At 71.1% G+C, this 21,279-nt stretch carries 21 protein-coding genes; 15 read left to right on the top strand and 6 right to left on the bottom strand.

The window, feature by feature from the left end; genetic code table 11:
• The first annotated feature begins 53 nt into the window (after positions 1-53).
• The 6 genes from EAO75_RS38180 (at position 54) to EAO75_RS38155 (ending at position 6,345) form a co-directional block, all read left to right on the top strand.
• Positions 54-563 carry an ATP-binding protein gene (locus tag EAO75_RS38180; protein ID WP_147999673.1) on the top strand — a complete coding sequence of 170 codons (510 nt, stop codon included), beginning with the start codon at positions 54-56 and terminating at the stop codon, positions 561-563.
• A 354-nt stretch (positions 564-917) separates the two neighbouring features.
• Positions 918-2,186 (top strand): serine--tRNA ligase, encoded by a 1,269-nt coding sequence (serS, locus tag EAO75_RS38175; RefSeq protein WP_147999672.1) that lies wholly within the window; start codon positions 918-920, stop codon positions 2,184-2,186.
• 134 nt (positions 2,187-2,320) lie between these two features.
• Positions 2,321-3,004: an LPXTG cell wall anchor domain-containing protein gene (locus tag EAO75_RS38170; protein ID WP_147999671.1), complete on the top strand. Its 684-nt coding sequence runs from the start codon at positions 2,321-2,323 to the stop codon at positions 3,002-3,004.
• A gap of 31 nt (positions 3,005-3,035) precedes the next feature.
• Complete coding sequence (locus tag EAO75_RS38165; RefSeq protein ID WP_147999670.1) at positions 3,036-3,893, top strand: hypothetical protein; 858 nt, start codon at positions 3,036-3,038, stop codon at positions 3,891-3,893.
• 56 nt (positions 3,894-3,949) lie between these two features.
• Positions 3,950-4,975 carry a hypothetical protein gene (locus EAO75_RS38160; RefSeq protein ID WP_261989663.1) on the top strand — a complete coding sequence of 342 codons (1,026 nt, stop codon included), beginning with the start codon at positions 3,950-3,952 and terminating at the stop codon, positions 4,973-4,975.
• A 62-nt stretch (positions 4,976-5,037) separates the two neighbouring features.
• On the top strand, positions 5,038-6,345 hold the full coding sequence (locus EAO75_RS38155; protein WP_148000527.1) for a hypothetical protein: 1,308 nt from the start codon (positions 5,038-5,040) through the stop codon (positions 6,343-6,345).
• Positions 6,346-6,454: 109 nt separating this feature from the next.
• Here the strand turns inward: EAO75_RS38155 and EAO75_RS38150 are convergent, their stop codons facing one another.
• Entirely contained in the window at positions 6,455-7,951 is a 1,497-nt protein-coding gene (locus tag EAO75_RS38150) for an oligopeptide:H+ symporter (protein ID WP_147999668.1), read from the bottom strand.
• 504 nt (positions 7,952-8,455) lie between these two features.
• Between EAO75_RS38150 and EAO75_RS38145 the strand changes: the two genes are divergently transcribed.
• Both EAO75_RS38145 and EAO75_RS38140 read left to right on the top strand, forming a co-directional pair.
• Positions 8,456-9,133, top strand: a complete 678-nt coding sequence (locus tag EAO75_RS38145; protein WP_107905766.1) for a response regulator transcription factor — start codon at positions 8,456-8,458, stop codon at positions 9,131-9,133.
• Between the two features lie 36 nt (positions 9,134-9,169).
• Complete coding sequence (locus EAO75_RS38140) at positions 9,170-10,441, top strand: ATP-binding protein (protein WP_147999667.1); 1,272 nt, start codon at positions 9,170-9,172, stop codon at positions 10,439-10,441.
• Between the two features lie 51 nt (positions 10,442-10,492).
• Here EAO75_RS38140 and EAO75_RS38135 read toward each other — a convergent pair whose 3' ends face one another.
• Complete coding sequence (locus tag EAO75_RS38135) at positions 10,493-11,050, bottom strand: GtrA family protein (RefSeq protein ID WP_147999666.1); 558 nt, start codon at positions 11,048-11,050, stop codon at positions 10,493-10,495.
• 163 nt (positions 11,051-11,213) lie between these two features.
• On the opposite strand from EAO75_RS38135, the gene EAO75_RS38130 reads away from it, so the two are divergent.
• From EAO75_RS38130 to EAO75_RS38120, 3 genes are read left to right on the top strand one after another with little or no spacing between them, the layout of a single operon-like run.
• Complete coding sequence (locus EAO75_RS38130; RefSeq protein WP_147999665.1) at positions 11,214-12,353, top strand: 5-(carboxyamino)imidazole ribonucleotide synthase; 1,140 nt, start codon at positions 11,214-11,216, stop codon at positions 12,351-12,353.
• The gene (purE, locus tag EAO75_RS38125) at positions 12,350-12,877 is read left to right on the top strand and encodes a 5-(carboxyamino)imidazole ribonucleotide mutase (protein ID WP_187284752.1); all 528 of its coding nucleotides are present in this window, start codon (positions 12,350-12,352) and stop codon (positions 12,875-12,877) included. The genes EAO75_RS38130 and purE overlap by 4 nt, the downstream gene beginning before the upstream one ends.
• Before the next feature lie 5 nt (positions 12,878-12,882).
• Entirely contained in the window at positions 12,883-14,067 is a 1,185-nt protein-coding gene (locus EAO75_RS38120; RefSeq protein WP_147999664.1) for a dipeptidase, read from the top strand.
• Here EAO75_RS38120 and EAO75_RS38115 read toward each other — a convergent pair.
• On the bottom strand, positions 14,016-15,170 hold the full coding sequence (locus tag EAO75_RS38115; RefSeq protein WP_147999663.1) for an alkene reductase: 1,155 nt from the start codon (positions 15,168-15,170) through the stop codon (positions 14,016-14,018). The genes EAO75_RS38120 and EAO75_RS38115 overlap by 52 nt on opposite strands.
• A gap of 75 nt (positions 15,171-15,245) precedes the next feature.
• On the opposite strand from EAO75_RS38115, the gene EAO75_RS38110 reads away from it, so the two are divergent.
• On the top strand, positions 15,246-15,605 hold the full coding sequence (locus tag EAO75_RS38110; protein WP_147999662.1) for a MerR family transcriptional regulator: 360 nt from the start codon (positions 15,246-15,248) through the stop codon (positions 15,603-15,605).
• A 147-nt stretch (positions 15,606-15,752) separates the two neighbouring features.
• On the top strand, positions 15,753-16,877 hold the full coding sequence (locus EAO75_RS38105) for a dipeptidase (protein ID WP_147999661.1): 1,125 nt from the start codon (positions 15,753-15,755) through the stop codon (positions 16,875-16,877).
• A 3-nt stretch (positions 16,878-16,880) separates the two neighbouring features.
• Here EAO75_RS38105 and EAO75_RS38100 read toward each other — a convergent pair whose 3' ends face one another.
• Positions 16,881-17,267 (bottom strand): VOC family protein, encoded by a 387-nt coding sequence (locus tag EAO75_RS38100; RefSeq protein ID WP_147999660.1) that lies wholly within the window; start codon positions 17,265-17,267, stop codon positions 16,881-16,883.
• Positions 17,268-17,295: 28 nt separating this feature from the next.
• Positions 17,296-17,655 (bottom strand): VOC family protein, encoded by a 360-nt coding sequence (locus tag EAO75_RS38095; RefSeq protein ID WP_147999659.1) that lies wholly within the window; start codon positions 17,653-17,655, stop codon positions 17,296-17,298.
• A 129-nt stretch (positions 17,656-17,784) separates the two neighbouring features.
• Between EAO75_RS38095 and EAO75_RS38090 the strand changes: the two genes are divergently transcribed.
• Complete coding sequence (locus EAO75_RS38090) at positions 17,785-18,285, top strand: CGNR zinc finger domain-containing protein (RefSeq protein ID WP_147999658.1); 501 nt, start codon at positions 17,785-17,787, stop codon at positions 18,283-18,285.
• A gap of 170 nt (positions 18,286-18,455) precedes the next feature.
• Here EAO75_RS38090 and EAO75_RS38085 read toward each other — a convergent pair whose 3' ends face one another.
• Entirely contained in the window at positions 18,456-19,799 is a 1,344-nt protein-coding gene (locus EAO75_RS38085; RefSeq protein ID WP_147999657.1) for a UDP-glucose dehydrogenase family protein, read from the bottom strand.
• A 188-nt stretch (positions 19,800-19,987) separates the two neighbouring features.
• On the opposite strand from EAO75_RS38085, the gene EAO75_RS38080 reads away from it, so the two are divergent.
• Positions 19,988-21,145: an acyl-CoA dehydrogenase gene (locus EAO75_RS38080; RefSeq protein WP_147999656.1), complete on the top strand. Its 1,158-nt coding sequence runs from the start codon at positions 19,988-19,990 to the stop codon at positions 21,143-21,145.
• Positions 21,146-21,279: the final 134 nt, after the last annotated feature.

Genomic DNA, 21,279 nt, shown 5'->3' with positions numbered 1-21,279 from the left:
CCTTCATCGCCGTACGACGACCGTAGGGCCGTACGACGATCTCGTCGGGCCCGATGACGGGGGCCGCCGAGCGGGGCGCGCCGGCGGCGGGAGCGTCCGACGGGGGCGCTGTGCCGTCCCTGAGGCCCGAGGAGTCCGCAGAGGCGTCCGCGGGGCGTCAGGTCCGCCGGCTGGACTTCGAGGGCCGCAGCGGGGTCGTCCCGCTCGCCCGTGACTTCGCCCGGCAGGCGCTGTACGCCTGGGGCTGGATGCCCGCCGCCACCGCGGACCAGCGGGCCGCCGCCGAGGACGTGCTGCTCGTGGTCTCCGAGCTGGTCACCAACGCGTGTCTGCATGCCGAGGGACCGGACGAGATGTGGATCGCCTGCGACAACAAGGTGATCCGCATCGAGGTCACGGACAAGGGCACCGGCCAGCCCGCACCCCGCACCCCGCACCGCGCGGGGCGTCCCGGCGGCCACGGCATGTTCATCGTGCAGCGGCTGTGCCTGGACTGGGGGGTCATGCGGACGCCCGGCGTCGCGGGCAAGACGGTGTGGGCGGAGCTGGGCGCTCCGGCATGAGGGGGCGCCCGTCGGGCCGCGGTGGAAAATCGGTTCCGCCTCGCCGAGGCGCTGCTCTAGCCTCGCTGCAACGCACTGACGGAGACGAGTAGCCGGGGTCCGCGAGCCGAGAGAGCCGCCGGTCGCTGAGAAGGCGGCCTCGCGTCCCTGGTGAATCCACTCCCGAGTGCGGGGAGGAAATGCCCCGCCGGCCGGCCCCCGTCATCGGGCCCGACGAGATCGTCGTACGGCCCTACGGTCGTCGTACGGCGATGAAGGCGTGGTGGCACCGCGAGCGACCCTCTCGCCCACGCCCCGAGGGACCACCCCGGGGCGGACCCTGCCGCTCCGGTCGACCGGACGGAGCAGAGCGCCATGCTCGACGTCACCCTCATCCGACAGCACCCCGACCAGGTCCGCGCCGGCCTGCGCAAACGTGGCGCGGACGCCGACATCCCGGCCTTCCTCGCCCTCGACACCGAGTTCCGTGAGGCGCGCGCCGCCGTGGAGCGGCTGCGTGGCGAGCGGCGGCGGATTTCGGCCGGGATCGACGTACGACGCCGTACCGACGACCCCGCGGACGAGCTGCGGGCCGAGGCCAAGGCCCTGGCCGACCGGCTCGCCGAGACCGAGGCGGGCCTCGCCGGGCTCGCCGCCCGCCATCAGGAGTTCCTCGACGCCCTGCCCAACCTCCCGGACGACGACGTGGCGGCGGGCGGCAAGGAGCACAACGAGGTCCTGCGGAGCGTGGGCGTCCCGCCCGCCTTCGCCTTCCCGGCCCGCGATCACGTCCGCCTCGCCCAGGAGCTCGGCCTGATCGACTACCAGCGGGGCACGGCCCTCGCCGGGAACGGCCACTGGATCTACCGCGGAGAGGGCGCCGCCCTGGAGTGGGCGCTGCTCAATCACTTCCTGGACGCCCATCGCCGGGCGGGCTACGAGTTTGTGCTGCCGCCGCATCTGCTGACGTACGAGGCCGGGTACACGGCCGGGCAGTTCCCGAAGTTCGCCGATGAGGTCTACCGCGTGGACGACCGCTTCCTGTTGCCCACCGCCGAGACCGCCCTGGTGAACCTCCATCGCGGCGAGACGCTCGACGAGCGGGACCTGCCGCGCCGGTACGTCGCCTACACGCCCTGCTACCGCAGGGAGAGCGGCAGCCACCGGACGGCGGAACGCGGGACGCTGCGCGGGCACCAGTTCAACAAGGTGGAGCTGTTCCAGTTCGCGAGGCCCGGGGATTCGGACGCCGCGCACCTCGAACTGCTCGCCCGCGCCGAGGAGCTGGTCGCCGGGCTCGGGCTCCACCACCGGGTCACCAAGCTCGCCGCCGGGGACACCAGCCCCGCGCAGGCCAAGACCTACGACGTGGAGGTCTGGCTGCCGAGCCTCGGCGCGTATGCCGAGGTCAGCTCGGTGTCGAACGCCCGTGAGTACCAGGCGAGGCGCGGCGCCATCCGGTACCGCCCGGCCGGCGGCGGCAAGGCGGCGTACGTCCACACCCTCAACGCCTCGGGCCTCGCCACCAGCCGGCTCGTGCCCGCGATCCTGGAGCAGCACCAGCGGGCGGACGGGACCGTGGCCGTGCCCGAGGTGCTGCGGCGGTGGGGGCTGCCCGAAGTGCTGGGCCCGGCCCGACCCTGAGTTACCGGCGGTCACCCCCTCCACTCGGTGCACGCCGGATCGCCACAACTCCGGTGTGCACCGTGTCTTCCTTCCTCGGGGCCCCGGGCGTACCTTGACGGCCGATCTGATATGCCGTCAGGAATGAGGGGACCGTGTCGAAGCAGAAGCGAACCGCCGCGCTCGCGACCGTCGCGGCCCTGGCCGGCTCGGCGGTGCTGATGGCCGCCCCCGCGGCCAGGGCCGAGGTCGTCGACGTCAACTACGCCTGCAAGACGCCGATCGGCGACAAGAGCGCCGTCTCGCCCATCGACATCAAGGGCGTCAAGAGCGGCAGCGGCTACAAGGTCACCATGTCGTGGCAGAAGGGCGTCTCGTCCAGCCCGGTCGAGCTGGGCAAGGGTGCGATGAGCCCGAGCGCCACCATCAAGCTGGGCGGCGCCGACAGCGGCACCATGAACGTGACCGGCCCCGCCAACCAGGAGGCCATTCCCGCCAACACCCCCATCAAGATCAACGACTTGACGGGCACGTATACCCCGAAGAAGACCGGCAAGGTCACCTTCACCGCGGGCATCCTCACCATCAAGGCCCTCGGCACGACCACCACCTGCACTCCGGCCAACAGTCCCGGGCCGTCGCTGAGCCTCGACGTGACGGCGGCGGGCGGCGGGGCCGACAGCGGACCCCAGAGCGGCTCCGGCTCGGGCGACGAGCTCCCGCAGACCGGCCCCGAGGACTCGGCGATCGCCCTCGGCACCCTGGGCGGCACGGTCCTGCTCGCGGGTGCGGCGGGCGCGCTGTGGCTGACGCGCAGGGGGCAGACAGCACGCCGCTGAACGCCCCCGTATGACAGCGCTGGAGCCGCCGATGTCGTCAGCCGCCCGTGTCCTGTGTCTGCCCCTGCTGCTTCTGTCCCTGCTGGCGGTGGCCCCGACGGCGACCGCCGCCGATGCCTGGCTCGTCGCGCCCTCCGGGGGCGGGCGCCCGTCCTTCTACACCGAGGGCGGGCCCGGGACGGTCCAGCAGGACACGGTGTCCGTGACGAACCGCGGCGCCGAGCCGGTCACCGTACGGCTGACCGGCACCGGCGTGCCGATCGCCTTCGCCGAGAGCCGGGTGCGGATTCCGGCCCGCACCCGTGCCGAGGTCCCGTTCACGGTGAGCGTCCCGACGGGCACGGCCCCCGGTGACCGCGCGGGCGGGATCGTCGCCCGGGACACCGACGGCCGCGCGCAGACCGTCCCGCTGCGCCTGCGCGTCACCGGCCCGGAGCTGTCCGCGCTGACCGTCGAGCATGTGGCGGTGCATGCCGACGGCATCACATACGAGCTGGTCAACAGGGGTACGACCGCCATCGCTCCGAGCCTCGCGGTGCGCGCCGACGGGGTCTTCGGCCGCCTCCTCGACCGCGCCCCGCGCCCCCTGCCCGTCGACCTGCCCCCGGGCAGCCGCACCCGGCTCACCGAGCCCTGGCCCGACCGGCCCGCGCTCGACGCGGCCGACCTGCGGCTGACGGTGACGGCGGCGGGCGGGGCGGCCGACACCGCGCAGGTGTCGGTGCGGTTCGTGCCGTGGGGCGCGGTGGCGGGGGCCGCGGGGGCGTTCGCGGCGGCGGGCGCCCTCTTCGCCGTACGACGCCGAAGGCGGCGTAAGCCGAACGATGGCGAGGCGAGCCAGGTCGAACGGCCTTTGCAGCAGCCGGAGTTGACGGGAGTGGGGACGTGAGCGGCAGGGTGCGGATTCCGGTGCTGGTGGCGGTACTGGCGCTGCTGTTGCTGCCGATGGCGGCCGTGAGCGCGTCGGCGGCCGACGACCCGCCCGCCGTGAAGCTGTCCAAGTCCCAGGCGGGGACGGGCGGCTCGGTCACCGTGTCCGGCAGCGGCTGGCGGCCGCATGCGCTGCTGATGCTCCTGATCTGCGGTCAGTCCGTGCCGTCGACCGGGGTGACCGGGGGCACCAACTCCTGCGCCAACGCGGACGGCAGGGCCGTGACGACGGACGCCGAGGGCCGCTTCAGCCGCAAGCTGCCCGTGGCCGAGCCGCCCGTGCCGTGCCCGTGCGTCGTGCACGTGGCGACGGTCACCGGGGCGAAGGCCGAGGCCGACGCGATCTTCCAGGTCGCCGGACACGCGGTCGAGCCGTTGCCCGCGGAGCCGGCCGGCGGACGCCTGTCGGTCCTCACGGACACCCGGCTGGACGGCTCCGGCGGCCTGCTCACCTGGTTCGGCGCCCCGCCGGCCCGCACGCTCGTCTTCACGGTCGGCAACGTCGGCACCTCCGCCGTCAAGAACCCGGTCTTCCAGGTCGGCACCTCCCACGGCGTGTTCGCCCCGCAGTGGGAGGAACAGCAGTGGCGCGGCACGATCCAGCCGGGCCGCAAGGCACGCATCGAGCTCCCGGTGGAGCTCGCCGCCGCGGCGCACGGCGACTACACCGTCTCCCTGAAGTACGGCGGCAAGGTGATGGCCGAGCAGCCCTGGGGCGTGGGCCGGCCCTGGGGCGTGACGCTGTTCTGGATCCTGGTCTGTCTGGTCGTACCGGCGGCGCTGTTCCGGGTCGGGATGGCGGTGGTGGACCGGGTACGGCCGCGGCAGTCGGCCCGCCGTAGGGGCCTGCGCCTGCCCGAAGTCGCCCTGCGCCTGCCGGGGCTGCGGCCCCGGGAAGAGGCGAGGCACGCGGCCTCACCCTCATCGACCCTGCCGTGGTTCGCACCGGACAGCGATCCGGGCACGGCCGGTCGGCTCTCCGCACCGCACGACGACAGCCCGACGAGTCCCACGACTCAGACCTGGAAGGGATCCACGTGAGCAAGCGAAGGAGAGTCACACCGGCCCGCCCCCGCAGAGTGAGTGCGGCGGGCGCCGCCCTGATGCTCGGCGGTGCGGGCGTCCTGCTCGGCGTGTCCGCCGGGACCGCCCAGGCGGCGGAGGTGGCGTACGCGACCGAGTGCATCCCGCCCGCCATCTCCGGGCTGCCGCCGGTCCAGGGCACGACGAAGGTGGAGATCACCGCGCCCGCCGAGGCGAAGGTCGGCGACGAGGTGGAGGTCGTCTGGAAGTTCGTCCAGGCGGCGTCCAAGAACCCGAACATCCTCGACCTGGAGCAGAACACGGTCCAGCCGACGGGCACCTTGAAGGCGGCCGGTGCGCAGACCGGGGACATCGCCATGCAGGGACCCCGGGAGAACCCGCCGATCCCCAAGAACAGCGACATGAAGCTGTCCGACATGAAGGGCAAGCTGAAGCTGACGGCGCCGGGCGAGGTGACGCTGACGCCGGACGCGTACAACATCAACGTCAACAAGCCGATCTCCACGGACACCAAGTGCACGCCCAAGGAGGCGGTGAAGCAGGGGGCGACGATCAAGGTGACGGGCGCCGGCGGAAGCTCGGGCGGTACGACGGGAGGCCTGCCGACGGTGATCCCGACGCTCCCGACGGGCGTGCCGACCGGTCTGCCGACCGGATCCTCCAGCCCGACGCCGAGTGAGAGCGAGACGGGCGGGGACGACGGCGGTGCGAGCACCGGTGGCGCAGCCGGGGGCGGTGGCGGCGGCCAGAGCGACTTCACCGGCAAGGAGGTCCAGGTCCCCTACAAGTGCAAGACGCCCATCGGTGACAAGGAGGCGACCTCGCCGGTCCAGATCAACGCCAAGAAGAACGGCGGGAGCTTCGACCTGACGGTCCAGTTCAAGAAGTCGGTGATGGACAGCCCCGCCGACATCCCCAAGGACTCGGTCAAGCCGTCCATGGAGGTCGCCCTCGGCGGCGCCGACAAGGGCACCGTCCATGTCGAGGGCCCGACCAACTCCGAGGACATCAAGTCCGGCGAGCCGATCGAGATCCCCGACCTCACGGGCACGTACAAGCCGGGTGCGAGCGGTGAGTCGACCCTCTCCCCGGGCGTCCTGACGATCAAGGCTCTGGGCACGACGACGACCTGCACCCCCGCCAAGTCGGAGGTCTCCCTGACCCTGGACACGAGCGAGCAGGCGAGCGGGGCGTCGGGCGGCGGTTCGGCGGGAGGCTCCGCGGGCGGCTCGTCGACGAACGGCGGCCTCGCGGCAACGGGCGCGGAGGACCACGGCACCCTGAAGGCCCTGGGCCTGGTGGCGGGGACGGCACTGCTGCTGGGCGGGGCGGTGTTCACGTTCATGCCCGGACGCAGGACGCGCTGATCAGACAGTCCTCTTGGGGGCGCGGGGAACCGCGCACAGTCGGAAAACGGACGGGGCCGCTGCAACCCGGGCAGGTTGCAACGGCCCCTTCGGCTCAGGCAGCCCCGCGCTAGCGGACGTCGCCCATGAGCTCCTTGACCTTCTTGCGGTACATCCACACCGCGACACCGGCGAGGACGGCGAGCGTCGCCTCCAGGGCCACGATGTTCGACTTGTTCAGGTCGACACCGGCGATGGAGAGCAGACCGGTCGTGGCGTCACCGGCGGTGACGGCCAGGAACCAGACGCCCATCATCTGCGAGGCGTACTTCCCGGGCGCCATCTTCGTCGTGACCGACAGACCCACCGGGGAGAGCAGCAGCTCACCGACGGTCTGGACGAAGTAGATCGCCACCAGCCACATCGCGGCCGCCTTGTGACCGCCCTCGGCGATCGACAGCGGGGCCAGGAAGAGGAAGAAGGACGTGCCGACCAGGACCAGACCCGAGCCGAACTTCACGATCGTGCTCGGCTCCTTGCCGCGCCGGTTCAGCGCCAGCCAGAACCAGGCGAAGACCGGGGCCAGCGCCATGATCAGGACCGGGTTGACCGACTGGTACCAGGAGACCGGGAAGTCCCAGCCGAGGACGCTGTTCTCGGCGGAACCGTCGGCGAAGATCGACAGGGTCGAGCCGCCCTGGTCGTAGATCATCCAGAACACGGCCGCGGCCACGAAGAACCAGATGTACGCGGACATCTTCGACTGCTCGGCACGGTCCAGGTCCTTGTCGCGCTTGATGCGGACCAGGACCATCGTCGGGATGATCACGCCGAGCAGGGTCAGCGGGACCAGGACCCAGTTCAGCGTGTAGCTGCCGGAGAAGCCGACGATCGCGTAGAAGACGACCGCGATACCGGCCCAGATCGCCGCCTTGCGCAGGGTCGAGGACTTCTCCTCGGCGGACAGCGGCGTCGGGACGACGCTGGAGCGCTCGGCCAGGTTGCGCGAGCCGATCAGGAACTGGGCGAGGCCCAGCGCCATGCCGAGTGCGGCGAGCGCGAAGCCCAGGTGCCAGTTGACGCTCTCACCGATGGTGCCGATGATCAGCGGCGCGGCGAAGGCACCGAGGTTGATGCCCATGTAGAAGACCGTGAAGCCACCGTCGCGGCGGGGGTCGGACGGCCCGTCGTAGAGGTGGCCGACCATCGTGGAGATGTTGGCCTTCAGCAGACCCGAACCGATCGCGACCAGGCCGAGGCCGGCGTAGAACGTGCCGGAGGACGGCAGGGCCAGCGTGAGGTGGCCGAGCATGATGATGCCGCCGGCCACGGCGACGGTCTTGCGCGGGCCCCAGACCCGGTCGCCGAACCAGCCGCCGGGCATGGCGAGCAGGTACACCATCGACACGTAGACCGAGTAGATCGCGGTAGCCGTCGCAGGGTTGAGGTGCAGGCCGCCCGGAGCGACCAGGTACAGCGGGAGCAGTGCCCTCATGCCGTAGTAGGAGAAACGCTCCCACATCTCGGTCATGAAGAGAGTGGCCAGTCCGCGGGGGTGGCCGAAGAAGGTCTTCTCGGAGCCGGGGGTGCCCGGGCGGGCCGAGTCCTTCGTCAGGCTGGACGCCATGGTCGATCCTTGCTGGTCGGGACGCGCACCGACGTAGAACGTTCACGCGCCCGGTGGGGGGCGGCCGGCACCGGCGGACACGTCCGTCCACCCCACGCCCAGGGGCAGTCCGCTCCGGATCACGGAGGGGATGACGGCGACCGTCGGGATCCACGCCCCCGCCTTCGGGGGCCCGGCCACAGGTCATTCCATTCGGGACCGGTGAGCGCCGGTCCCGCACACAAAAGAGACCCTCAGCGTCAAGTGCGCCGAAGGTCCCCGTAGTGCTACGGGCGTAGATTCACCATACGTCAGGACACTGCCGGATATGGAAGGACTTGAGACAGGGATCACAGGTGTCGATGGAACCGCGGACACCCTTTCCAAGGTCCTTTCCAGGATCGCACTTCATCGGCATAGGTCTGTACCACAGCGGGCGAAGGTAAGAGTCACGCCAGGGGCCGGTGAGAATCCGGGCGGCCGATCACCCTCCAGCTCTTGTCATGGGCGGACTACCATCACCTCATGACCCGAGTACTGCTCGCCGAGGACGACGCGTCCATTTCGGAGCCACTGGCCCGCGCACTGCGCCGGGAAGGGTACGAGGTCGAGGTGCGCGAGGACGGCCCCACCGCGCTCGACGCGGGAATGCAGGGCGGTATCGATCTGGTCGTGCTGGACCTCGGCCTGCCCGGCATGGACGGCCTGGAGGTGGCCCGGCGACTGCGTGCCGAGGGCCACACCGTGCCGGTCCTCATCCTGACCGCGCGCGCCGACGAGGTGGACACCGTCGTGGGCCTGGACGCGGGCGCCGACGACTACGTCACCAAGCCGTTCCGGCTGGCCGAGCTGCTCGCCCGGGTCCGGGCCCTGCTGCGGCGCGGTGCGGCCGAGCCCCAGCAGCCGCCGGCCACCCACGGCGTACGGATCGACGTCGAGTCGCACCGCGCGTGGATGGGCGACGAGGAGCTCCAGCTCACGGCGAAGGAGTTCGACCTGCTGCGGGTGCTGGTGCGGGACGCCGGCCGGGTGGTGACCCGGGACCAGCTGATGCGGGAGGTCTGGGACACGACCTGGTGGTCGTCGACCAAGACGCTCGACATGCACATCTCCTGGCTGCGCAAGAAGCTGGGCGACGACGCGGCCAACCCCCGCTACATCGCGACGGTGCGAGGCGTGGGCTTCCGCTTCGAGAAGAGCTGAGCCGAGCCCACCGGCCCTACGGACAAGTAACAGGACATGCGCCGCCGACTGATCCAGTCCACCCTCGCCGTCGTTCTCGTCGTGATCGCCGTCTTCGGCGTGTCACTCGTGATCGTCGAGACGCGGACGATCACCAGCACCGCACAGGAGCGGGTGGACACCGAGGCCGTACGGCTCGCCAGCATCGTGGACAGCCGGCTGCTCGGGGACGAGACCGTGGACGCCTCGGTGCTGCGCGACCAGATCCAGGGCGACCGCTACGCCGAGATCCGGATCCCGCAGAAGCCGGTGATCGAGGTGGGCACCAAGCCCACCGGTGACGTCATCAGCGCCACGGAGACCGGCGAGGAGGGCGAGACGGTCACCGTGCAGGAGCCGCGCTCGTCGGTGACGCGGGAGGTCGGCCGTACGTTGCTGATCATCGCGGCGGTGGCGTTCCTGGCGGTGATCGCGGCGGTGCTGCTGGCTGTGCGCCAGGCGAACCGCCTCGCCTCCCCCCTCACCGACCTCGCGGAAACGGCCGAACGCCTCGGCTCGGGCGACCCCCGCCCCCGCCACAAGCGCTACGGCGTCCCGGAGCTGGACCGAGTGGCAGATGTCCTCGACTCCTCCGCCGAGCGCATCGCCCGCATGCTGACGGCGGAACGCCGCCTGGCCGCGGACGCCTCGCACCAGCTCCGCACCCCCCTCACGGCCCTCTCCATGCGCCTGGAGGAGATCACCCTCACCGACGATCCCGACACGGTGAAGGACGAGGCAACCATCGCCCTGACGCAGGTCGAGCGCCTCACGGACGTCGTCCAACGGCTCCTGACCAACTCCCGCGATCCGCGCACCGGCTCGGCCGTCACCTTCGACCTCGACGAGGTCATCCAGCAGCAGCTGGCGGAGTGGCGCCCGGCCTACCGCAGCGTGGGCCGGGCCATCGTGAGCTCCGGCAAGCGCCACCTCCAGGCGGTCGGCACACCGGGCGCCGTCGCACAGGTCCTCGCCGCCCTGATCGAGAACTCCCTCATGCACGGCGGCGGCACGGTGGCACTGCGCACCCGCGTCACCGGCAACCAGGCCGTCATCGAGGTGACGGACGAGGGCCCCGGCGTCCCCGCCGACCTCGGCGCCCGCATCTTCGAGCGCGCCATCAGCGGCCGCAACTCCACGGGCATCGGCCTCGCGGTCGCCCGGGACCTGGCAGAGGCCGACGGCGGCCGCCTGGAGATGCTCCAGACGAAGCCGCCGGTGATAGCCCTGTTCCTGTCCCGCACGCAGCCCCCGAAGAAGGCACAGGATTCGGGGTCGACGGTCAGGTAGCCGGTCGGTCGGCCGGAGGATCCCCGGCGCCCGCGGACGGCGACAGCCGTGTCAGCCGACCCGCTGCCCCACCCGCCGCTCCTGAGCCGCGGGCTCCCGCGGCTCCAGGAACGATTCCGCTGCAGCCACCGACTCCTCCACCGGCATCGCACGGAACACCCACGTGCGATACGACCAGAAGCGGAACAGCGTCGCGATACCGATGCCGAGGAACTTGAAGACGTTGCTCTGCAGCGGGCTGTCCCAGCCGAAGCCGTACGTCGCCGCGTACAGCACACCGTTCTCGATCACCAGACCGACCGCGCTGAACAGCAGGAACAGAGTCAGTTCCTTCGTACGGCGGCTCTTGTCGCGGTCCCGGTACGTGAAGTACCGGAAGCCGACGTAGTTGAAGATGATCGCGACGACCGTCGCGATGACGCTCGCCCGCACCACCTGGAGGTCGGTGACATGCCGCACCAGGTTGAACACGAGGAGATTGACCAGCAGCCCCGCGCCACCCACCGCACCGAACTTGGCGACCTCACGCACCAGCCGGTCGAGTCGTTGCCGTACTGAACTGCCGGATACCGGAGGCGACGCATGAAGCCCCGAGGAACCACGTCCCATGGTCGTGAAGGCTCCTGTCGGTCGATGTGTCGTCGGTTTCGTCAACCCAGCCATGCTAACCACCCCCCTTCGCGATTGCCTGTGCGTGTCCCCACAGGCCTGGGAAGAGACGCGGAAAAGTCCGGTAAGAGGGTCGCCCCCGAGCGGCCGATACCCTAGGGGCGTGACGTTCCCGGTAGTCGGCATGGTCGGCGGGGGCCAGCTCGCGCGTATGACGCACGAGTCAGGCATCCCGCTGGGCATCAGGTTCAAGCTCCTCAGTGACACCCCGCAGGATTCCGCGGCGCAAGTCGTCAGCGATGTCGTCATCGGCGACTATCGCGACCTCGACACGCTGCGCGAGTTCGCCCGCGGGTGCGATGTGATCACCTTCGATCACGAACATGTACCCACCGAGCACCTCAGGGCCCTGGAGGCGGACGGCATCCCCGTCCGCCCGGGCCCCGACGCGCTTCAGCACGCCCAGGACAAGGGCGTGATGCGCGCGAGGCTCGATGCGATCGGTGTGCCGTGCCCCCGGCACCGCCTCGTGAGCGACCCGCAGGACGTCGCCGCGTTCGCGGGAGAGGGCGACGGCTTCCCGGTCGTCCTCAAGACGGTCCGCGGTGGCTACGACGGCAAGGGCGTGTGGGTCGTCGACTCCGTCGAGGAGGCCGCCGACCCGTTCCGCGCCGGCGTCCCCGTCCTCGCCGAGGAGAAGGTCGACTACGTCCGCGAGCTCGCCGCCAACGTCGTACGGTCGCCGCACGGCCAGGCCGTCGCCTACCCGGTGGTCGAGTCCCAGCAGGTGAACGGCGTCTGCGACACCGTGATCGCCCCGGCGCCCGACCTCGACGAGACCCTCGCCCTCAAGGCGGAGGAGATGGCCCTGACCATCGCCAAGGAACTCGGCGTCGTCGGCCACCTCGCGGTCGAGCTGTTCCAGACCCGCGACGGCCGCATCCTCGTCAACGAGCTGGCGATGCGCCCGCACAACTCGGGCCACTGGACCCAGGACGGCGCGAGCACGTCCCAGTTCGCCAACCACGTCCGGGCCGTCCTCGACCTCCCCCTCGGCGACCCGCGCCCGCGCGCCAGGTGGACCGTGATGGTCAACGTCCTCGGCGGCGACTACCCGGACATGTACTCCGCGTACCTGCACTGCATGGCCCGCGACCCGCAGCTGAAGATCCACATGTACGGCAAGGACGTAAAACCCGGCCGTAAGGTCGGCCACGTCAACACCTACGGCGACGACCTGGACGACGTGCTGGAGCGCGCCCGTCACGCTGCCGGCTACCTGAGAGGGACCATTACCGAATGAGCCCGGTTGTAGGCATCGTCATGGGGTCGGACTCCGACTGGCCCGTCATGGAGGCGGCCGCCCAGGCCCTCGACGAGTTCGAGATCGACTTCGAGGTCGATGTCGTCTCCGCGCACCGCATGCCGCGCGAGATGGTCACGTACGGCGAGCAGGCGGCCGAGCGCGGGCTGAAGGTGATCATCGCCGGGGCGGGAGGTGCCGCCCACCTGCCCGGCATGCTCGCGTCCGTCACGCCGCTGCCGGTCATCGGCGTCCCCGTCCCGCTGAAGTACCTCGACGGCATGGACAGCCTCCTGTCCATCGTGCAGATGCCGGCCGGCGTGCCCGTGGCCACCGTCTCCGTCGCCGGCGCCCGCAACGCCGGACTGCTCGCCGCCCGCATCCTCGCCGCCCACGACGAGGACCTGCTCCAGCGGATGCGGGAGTTCCAGCAGGACCTGAACGACCAGGCCACCGAGAAGGGCAAGCGCCTGCGCGCCAAGGTAGAGGGCGCGAGCGGCTTCGGCTTCGGCTCGGGGAAGTGACGCCGATGACCTCCCTGGAGGCAGCCCGGGAACTCCTGCGCGACTTCCCGGTCGTCGACGGCCACAACGACCTGCCCTGGGCGCTGCGCGAACAGGTCCGCTACGACCTCGACGCCCGCGACATCGCCGGCCACCAGGGCGCCCATCTGCACACCGACATCCCCCGCCTGCGCGAGGGCGGCGTCGGCGCGCAGTTCTGGTCCGTGTACGTCCGCTCGGACTACGCCGGTGACAAGGCGGTCAGCGCCACCCTCGAACAGATCGACTGCGTACGGCAGTTGCTGGCCCGCTATCCGCAGGACCTGCGCCCGGCGCTGACGGCCACGGACATGGAGGCGGCGCGCGCGGAGGGCCGTATCGCCTCCCTGATGGGCGCGGAGGGCGGACACTCCATCGCGAACTCCCTTGCCACGCTACGCGCGTTGTACGCGCTGGGTGTCCGCTACATGACGCTCACGCACAACGACAACATCGCGTGGGCCGACTCCGCGACGGACGACCCCGGCGTGGGCGGCCTGTCCGCCTTCGGCCGCGAGGTGGTCCGGGAGATGAACCGCGAGGGCATGCTGGTGGACCTCTCGCACGTGGCGGCCACGACGATGCGCGACGCGCTCGATGCCACCGCCGCCCCGGTGATCTTCTCCCACTCCTCCTCCCGCGCGGTGTGCGACCACCCGCGCAACATCCCGGACGACGTGCTGGAGCGCCTGCCCGGCAACGGCGGCGTCGCGATGGTGACGTTCGTGCCGAAGTTCGTGCTCCAGGCGGCGGTCGACTGGACGCTCGCCGCCGACGAGAACATGCGCGCCCACGGCTTCCACCACCTCGACACGACCGCCGAGGCGATGAAGGTGCACCGCGCCTTCGAGGAGACCAACCCGCGCCCGATCGCCACGGTGTCCACCGTCGCCGACCACCTGGACCACATGCGCGAGGTCGTCGGCGTCGACCACCTCGGCATCGGCGGCGACTACGACGGCACCGCCTTCACCCCCGACGGCCTCAGCGATGTCTCCGGATACCCCAACCTGATCGCCGAACTGCTGGACCGCGGCTGGTCGAAGCCCGACCTGGCCAAGCTGACCTGGCAGAACGCGGTACGGGTGCTGGGTGCTGCGCAGGACGTGGCCCGTGACCTTCAGGCGACGCGGGGTCCGTCCAACGCGACCATCGAGGAGCTGGACGGCTGATCGTCGAGGGCGGGGTAGTCGGTGTAGCCGGTCGCCCCGCCCGTGTACATCAGATACCGGTCCCGCACCGGGTTGAGCGGCGCCCCGAGCGCGAGCCGCCGCACCAGGTCGGGGTTGGCCAGGAACGGGCGGCCGAGGGCGATCAGGTCGGCTCCGGCCGCCAGCAGCCGGGCCGACGCCTCGCCGATCGCGTCCGTGGTCAGCTCGGGGAGCACCGGGTTGGCGATCAGGGTGCCCGGCCAGCCGGCCCGGATCCGCCCGAACAGCGGGTCCGCCGGGTCGGCGTGCACGAGGTGCAGATACGCGAGCCCGAGCCCGCCCAGCGCCTCCACGAGCGCCGGGTAGAGCGCGTCGGTGTCGGTCTCCTCGATGCCGTTGACGGTGTTGCGGGGTGAGATCCGTACGCCCACCCTCGCCGGCCCGATCGCGGCCGCGACCGCCTCGACGACCTCCCGCACGAACCGGATCCGTCCGCCCACCGAGCCGCCGTAGCCATCCGTGCGGCGGTTGGTGTTGCCGGCCAGGAACTGGTGCAGGAGATGGCCGTTCGCGGAGTGCACCTCGACACCCTCGAAGCCGGCGGCCACGGCATTGCGGGCGGCGGTCGCGAAGTCGGCGACGGTGGCGTGGATGTCGTCGACCGTCATCTCCCGGGGGACCACGGCGGGGCGGTGCCCGTCGGGCGTGAAGATCGTCTCCGGGAGCGGCAGGGGAGAGGGCGAGACGGGGGTCAGCCCGCTGGTCGCGGGGTGGCCGACCCGGCCGCCGTGCTGGAGCTGCAGGAACATCGGGCCGCCGCCGGCCGCCCGCACGGCATCCGTGACCTGCCGCCAGCCGGCCACGTGCGAGGGCGAGTGGATCGCCGTGATGTTCGGATACGTCTGCCCGGTCGCGTTCGGCGTCGAGGCCTCGGCGATGATCAGGCCGGCGGAAGCGCGCTGGGCGTAGTAGGTGGCCATGAGCGGCGTGGGGGTGCCGTCGGCTTCCGCTCGGTTCCTGGTCAGCGGGGCCATGACGAGGTGGTTCGGCAGGGGGAGGGGGCCCAGGCGGGCCGGGGCGAGGAGGGATCGGACGGCTGCGTTCCTGTCGGTCGTGTGCGTCATGGCCGTACCGTAGAAGTTGACATCAGTGTCAGATTCAAGCCCGGACGGACCAGGGAACCAGGGGGGCGGCGCGGAATGCGGATCGGTGAACTGGCCCGGCGCACCGGCGTGAGTGAGCGGTCGCTGCGCTACTACGAGACCCAGGGGCTGCTGCGCGCCGAGCGCACCCCCGGCGGGCATCGCGACTATGCGGAGGCGGCCGTCGACCGGGTCATCCGGATCCAGGAGCTGTTCGCCGCCGGGCTGCACAGCAGCCGGATCGGCCAGTTGCTGCCCTGCATGCGGGACGCCGACGGCGGCCCCTCCGTCATCGCCACGCCCCGGCTGGTCGAGGACCTCACCGCCGAGCGCGAGCGCATCGACCGCACGATCGCCGACCTGGTCCGCTCCCGCGACACGCTGGACGAGGTCATCGAGGCGGCGCGGGAGCGCTGATCGACGCGGCTACCCCCGAGCGCGCCGTTCCATGCCGGCCGCCGCGCGGTACCCCCGAACGGATCGCCCACCAGGACGCCCTTTCGGGTCCGTGCGACGGTGAACCGTACTGCTTGATCAGGACACCGATCACGTACGGAGACCGTCATGGCAGACCTCACGGACGACCTGGACACCGGCACCGAGGTCGACGAACTCGGTGACCTGCCCGACCCGTTCGCCGGGAGGTCGTACGACAGCAGCGTCACCGACGCCGACTCCGACGCCGATCTGCTCGCCCGCGCCCATGCCCTCCTCGCCGAGCATCCCGTCGCCGACGGCTACAGCGGGCTGCCGTGGGCCTTGCGCCGACTGCCCTGGTTCGACCTGGAGCTCGGCGAGAGCGCCGTCGACACCGACGTGCCGCGGATGCGCGAGGGCCACGTCGGCGCGCTGTTCTGGGCGCTGCACCTGCCCGAGGGACTGGCCGGGGACCGGGCCGTCGGTGCCACGCTGGAGCAGCTGGACCTGGTGAAGACCGTCGTACGGGCCCACCCCGAGGGCCTGCGTCTCGCCGACACCCCGGGGCCGGTCACCGATGCCCGGCACAGCGGCCGCGTCGCCGTCCTGCCGGGCCCGGCAGGAGCCGCCGCGCTCGGTGACTCGCTCGGCATCCTGCGCTCGCTGCACGGGCTGGGGCTGCGTGCCCTCACCCTCTCCGGTGTGTCCTGGGCGAGTGAGGCGGGGCTGACCCGGTTCGGCGAGGAGGTACTGCGCGAGATGAACCGGCTCGGTGTGCTGGCCGACCTCTCCGGCGCCTCCGAGGACACCGTGCGCCGGGCGTGCGCGGTCTCCAAGGCGCCGGTCCTGTGCGCCCGCTCCGCCGCCCGCGCCCTGCGCCCACATCCGGCGAACCTCCCCGACGACCTGCTCGCCGAGCTCGGCGCCGCCAGGGGCCTGTGCATGGTGCCGCTCACCGCCGAGCAGACCGGCCCGTCCGTCCGCGATGTCGCCGACCACCTCGACCATGTGCGTGAGGTGGCCGGCCCGGAGTGCGTCGGCCTGTCCGGCACCTACGACGCCGGGGCCGCCCACCCGCAGGACCTCACCGACGCCTCCTGCTATCCCCACCTCGTCGCCGAGTTGCTGCGCCGTGGCTGGTCGGAGGCCGATATCGCCCTGCTGACCTGGGGCAACGTCCAACGGGTCCTGCGTGAGGCGGACTTCACGGCCCGGGAGGCGCAGCGGCGGCGGGCGCCCTCGACGATGAAGATCGCGGAGTTGGACGGATAGCCGTCACGGGTGCTCGATCCGGCACAGGCAGAAGGGATGGCCGGCCGGATCGGCGTACACCCGGAAGTCCTCCTTGTCCTCCGCGTGCAGCAACCGCGCGCCCAGTCCCAGCACCCTCTCCTGGGCCGCCTCGACCTCCTCCCAGGTGGACCCGGCGTCGAAGTCGAGGTGGAACTGCTGGGAGTTGCGGTCGGCCCGCGGCCACTCCGGCGGGGTGTACCCCGGCGCCGGCTGGAAGGCGAGCCGCGGCCCGCCGGGGACCTGGAGCACGACCCACTCGGGGTCGTCGTCCTGCGGTGTGCCGCCGCCGACAGCGGCGTAGAAACGGGCGAGGGCGCGCGCGTCGGGGCAGTCGATGACTACGTTGCGCAGGCGTGCCACGGGTGCCATGTGGATCCTCCCGGCTGTGGGGACTTGATCAGCAGGCGCAAAGACAGAACGGGTGCCCTGCCGGATCCGCGTACACGCGGAAAGTGCGCGAGCGGTCCTCAGTGTCCAGCGGCTTCGCGCCCAGGGCGACCACCTTTTCCTCGGCCGCGTCCAGGTCCTGGACGGTCAGGTCGAGGTGGAACTGCTGCGAGTGATCGGGCGCGGGCCACTGCGGCGGTACGAACCCGGGGGCGGCCTGGAATGCCAGTGTCCGCCCGCCGGGCGCCTTCAGGTCCACCCAGTCCTCGTCGCCCTCCACGCTGCCGCCGAGCACGCTCGCGTAGAAGTCGGCGAGGGCGCGGGGGTCGGGACAGTCCAGGACGACGGCGCCCAGTTCGGCGATGGCCATGACTTCCTCCTTGAGGTCTTGTTACTCGTACCTTGTTACCCATATATCGCGGCAACAGGTAACTGCGTTACCGCATGCTCCCGCATTGGAGGTAACGTCGCAAGGGGGATCGGAAGGTAGCGTGCAGCCATGAGTGAGAGATCGCCCGCGCCCGGGGGCCTGGAGCTGATCCAGTCCCTGGTCAACACGCTGGACCTGGAGTCGGGCGGCGACTCGCTGGACACGGCCGAGGTCAGGGCGCGCTTCGGGCTCGCCGAGGGGGACGTGGCCGGGGCGCGGGAGCTCAGGGAGTCCCTGCGGGTGACCCTCCTCGCCCACGCGGGCCATCCGCCGCACCGCGAGGTGACCCCGCTCGGCGCCCTGCTGGGGGAGAGCCCGCTGGTGGTCGCGGTCGACGCCGCCGACGGGTCGGCCACCCTCGCCCCCGCCGACGAGGGGCCGCTGCGCTCCCGGGTGGCGGCGGCCATCGCGCGCGCCCTGGTCGAGGGCACCTGGATCCGGCTCAAGGCCTGCGAGGCGGCCGACTGCCACTGGGCGTACTACGACCGCAGCCCGGCGGGGCGCGGCCGCTGGTGCTCGATGCAGGTGTGCGGGGCGCGCGCGAAGATGCGGCGCTACCGAGCGAAGTGAGTCTTTTCGAAAGGTCGTTGAAGATTCATTCGGCGTGCTGCGCCGGTGTGCGGCAGAATGCGAAGGACGCCGTTTCGGCCGACTGAGCCTCGGCCGAAGCGGCGTCACCCGTGTCCGGTGCTGTCCGATCCGGTGTCAGTGGTGTGCCCTACCCCTGACCAGGCGGCCCACTAGGCCGTCGGCCGCCCCATCGCCCGGTAGCTCCAGCCCGCCTTGCGCCACAGCTCCGGGTCGAGGGCGTTGCGGCCGTCCAGGATGACGCGGGCCGCCGCGACCTCGCCGAGGGTCTTCGGGTCCAGCTCGCGGAACTCGCGCCACTCCGTCAGGTGCAGGACGACATCGGCGCCCCGCACCGCGTCCGTCGCGCTGTCGGCGTAGCCGAGGGTCGGGAAGAGGCGGCGGGCGTTGGTCATGCCCTTGGGGTCGTAGACCGTGACCTGGCCGCCCTGGAGGTGGATCTGCCCGGCGACGTTCAGCGCCGGCGAGTCCCGTACGTCGTCCGAGTCGGGCTTGAAGGTGGCGCCGAGCACCGCGACCCGCTTGCCCAGGAAGGACCCGCCGCCCAGCGCCTGCCGGGCGAGCTCCACCATCTGCCCGCGCTGGCGCATGTTGATCGAGTCGATCTCGCGCAGGAACGTCAGCGCCTGGTCGGCGCCCAGCTCGCCGGCGCGGGCCATGAAGGCGCGGATGTCCTTGGGCAGACACCCGCCGCCGAAGCCGATGCCGGCCCGCAGGAACTTCTTTCCGATCCGGTCGTCGTGCCCGATGGCCTCCGCGAGCTTGGCCACGTCGCCGCCGGCCGCCTCGCACACCTCCGCCATCGCGTTGATGAAAGAGATCTTGGTGGCGAGGAAGGAGTTGGCGGAGGTCTTCACCAGCTCGGCGGTGGGGAAGTCGGTGACGACGAAGGGGGAGCCGTCGGCGATCGGCGTCGCGTACACCTCACGCAGCAGCTTCTCGGCCCGCTCGCTGCGCACACCGACCACGATCCGGTCCGGGTGCAGGGTGTCGTCGACGGCGAAGCCCTCGCGCAGGAACTCCGGGTTCCAGGCCAGCTCCACCTCGCCACCGCCGGGCGCGAGCTCAAGGATGCGGGCCGCGAGCCGGTCCGCGCTGCCCACCGGCACGGTCGACTTGCCGACGACCAGGTTGGGGCCGCGCAGGTGCTTGGCGAGGGACTCGACCGCGGAGTCGACGTAGCTCATGTCGCACGCGTACTCGCCGTGCTTCTGCGGGGTGTTCACACAGACGAAGTGCACATCGCCGAACTCGGCGACCTCCGCCCAGTCCATCGTGAAGCGCAGCCGACCGGTCGAGCCCTCGATGCCGGCGACGTGCTTGCGCAGCAGCTCCTCCAGGCCCGGTTCGAACATCGGCACCTGGCCCCGGCCGAGCATCTCGATCTTCTCGGGCACGACATCGAGCCCCAGCACCTCGAACCCGAGCTCGGCCATGGCGGCAGCGTGGGTGGCGCCGAGATAGCCGGTACCGATCACGGTGATCTTGAGGGCCATGGGTACTCCAGAAGGGGGACGGGGGCGTGCGCGCCCGAGCATAGTCGGAGGGTCTGACGGGCAACTTCCCCGCTGTCGCCAAGCTCACGTATCCCTCCCGTGGGCCGCCCCCTAAAATTTGAGTTACTTAACGGTAATTAGCACCAGCATCACACTTGCCACTCAGCGTCCTTGGAGCGTGAGAGACCTTGGCCGGATCGGCTGATTTCGACCTGTACCGCCCGTCCGAGGAGCACGACATGCTCCGTGACGTCATCCGCTCCCTGGCCGAGGCGAAGATCGCGCCGCACGCCGCCGCTGTGGACGAGGAGGCGCGCTTCCCGCAGGAGGCGCTGGACGCGCTGGTGGCCAACGACCTGCATGCCGTCCATGTGCCCGAGGAGTACGGCGGCGCGGGTGCGGACGCTCTTGCCACGGTGATCGTGATCGAGGAGGTCTCCCGCGTCTGCGCGAGCTCCTCCCTCATCCCGGCCGTGAACAAGCTCGGCTCCCTGCCCGTGATCATCTCCGGATCCGAGGACCTGAAGAAGCGGTACATGACCCCGCTCGCCAAGGGCGACGGCATGTTCTCCTACTGCCTGTCCGAGCCCGACGCCGGCTCCGACGCGGCCGGCATGAAGACGAAGGCGGTCCGCGACGGCGACCACTACGTCCTGAACGGCGTGAAGCGCTGGATCACCAACGCCGGCGTCTCCGAGTACTACACGGTGATGGCGGTCACCGACCCCGCCAAGCGCTCCAAGGGCATCTCGGCGTTCGTCGTGGAGAAGTCCGACGAGGGCGTCTCCTTCGGCGCCCCGGAGAAGAAGCTCGGCATCAAGGGCTCCCCGACCCGCGAGGTCTACCTGGACAACGTCCGCATCCCGGCGGACCGCATGATCGGCGAGGAGGGCACCGGCTTCGCCACCGCGATGAAGACGCTGGACCACACCCGCATCACCATCGCCGCCCAGGCCCTCGGCATCGCCCAGGGCGCCCTCGACTATGCCAAGGGCTACGTCCAGGAGCGCAAGCAGTTCGGCAAGCCGATCGCCGACTTCCAGGGCATCCAGTTCATGCTCGCCGACATGGCCATGAAGATCTCGGCCGCCCGCGCCCTGACCTACCAGGCCGCCGCGGCCTCCGAGCGCGGCGACGCCGACCTCACCTACCTGGGCGCCGCCGCCAAGTGCTTCGCCTCGGACGTGGCGATGGAGGTCACCACGGACGCCGTCCAGCTCCTCGGCGGCTACGGCTACACCCGTGACTACCCGGTCGAGCGCATGATGCGCGACGCCAAGATCACGCAGATCTACGAGGGCACCAACCAGGTCCAGCGCATCGTCATGGCGCGCAACCTGCCGTAACCCCCGGGGACTTGACCGTGAAGGGCGCTCGGAACTCCGGGCGCCCTTCACCCGTATGGCCCTTGTGGCCGAGCCTGCGGCAGAACCTGGTGGATCGTGTCCTGTGCGGCATCTGGTGGGAATTGTTCGCGTCC

Origin of the sequence: Streptomyces sp. UW30 (genome assembly GCF_008042075.1) — a bacterium.
GTDB lineage: Bacteria > Actinomycetota > Actinomycetes > Streptomycetales > Streptomycetaceae > Streptomyces.
Note: the sequence above shows the minus strand (reverse complement) of the source record. Positions and strands in the feature narration are given on the sequence as shown.